Raw genomic sequence first — 620 nt, 5'->3', positions numbered from 1 at the left:
GGGGGTGAAGAGTTTATGAAGGGAGGGGAGTTGGGATGAAGAGGCGGGGGTGTTGAGGAGAGAGGGGTGGGGGTGAAGAGTTTATGAAGGGAGGGGAGTTGGGATGAAGAGGTGGGGGTGTTGAGGAGAGAGGGTGTGGGGGGTGAAGAGTTTATGAAGGGAGGGGAGTTGGGATGAAGAGGTGGGGGTGTTGAGGAGAGAGGGTGTGGGGAAAGTTATTTTTGAAGTGGGATTGACCGGTGCTTTGCGTGATCTTACTTTAGGGTGGTGAAGGGGCAAGAATATTTTAAAATAGGAGGTATCTGTCGCGTTTGATGCAACATTATCCTTTGTGGTGTCGTGATCTGAAATCAGCAGGGGAATTGGCTAGAGTAAGAAGCTGTATTGTTGACAAACCTATGTTTACAAAGCGGTGCGAGAGGAATTTGAAAGTTTCGTTTGGCTGCTTTCTGTAAATGTGGAGAAGCATCAAAACGTTGATCCGTAAAATAAAAACGTATATCCGTAAAATGATGCGGAGGATTTATGCTTTGTGTGCGCTTTTGCTTAATCAGAAATCAGCCACAAGATTGCTTTTTGTTTTTTCGGCTGGAGCTCTCTAAAATTTTTCAAAAGTGAAT

The 620-nt window shown here is 45.5% G+C and carries 1 pseudogene; it reads right to left on the bottom strand.

From position 1 onward, the window contains the following. Positions 1-546: 546 nt before the first annotated feature. Positions 547-620, bottom strand: a pseudogene (locus ACFILT_RS05640) (transcriptional regulator); the annotation flags it as partial.

Origin of the sequence: Bartonella sp. AP7XZML, from assembly GCF_042195745.1 — a bacterium.
Classification (GTDB): domain Bacteria; phylum Pseudomonadota; class Alphaproteobacteria; order Rhizobiales; family Rhizobiaceae; genus Bartonella.
This window is presented reverse-complemented; position numbering and strand designations above follow the sequence as displayed.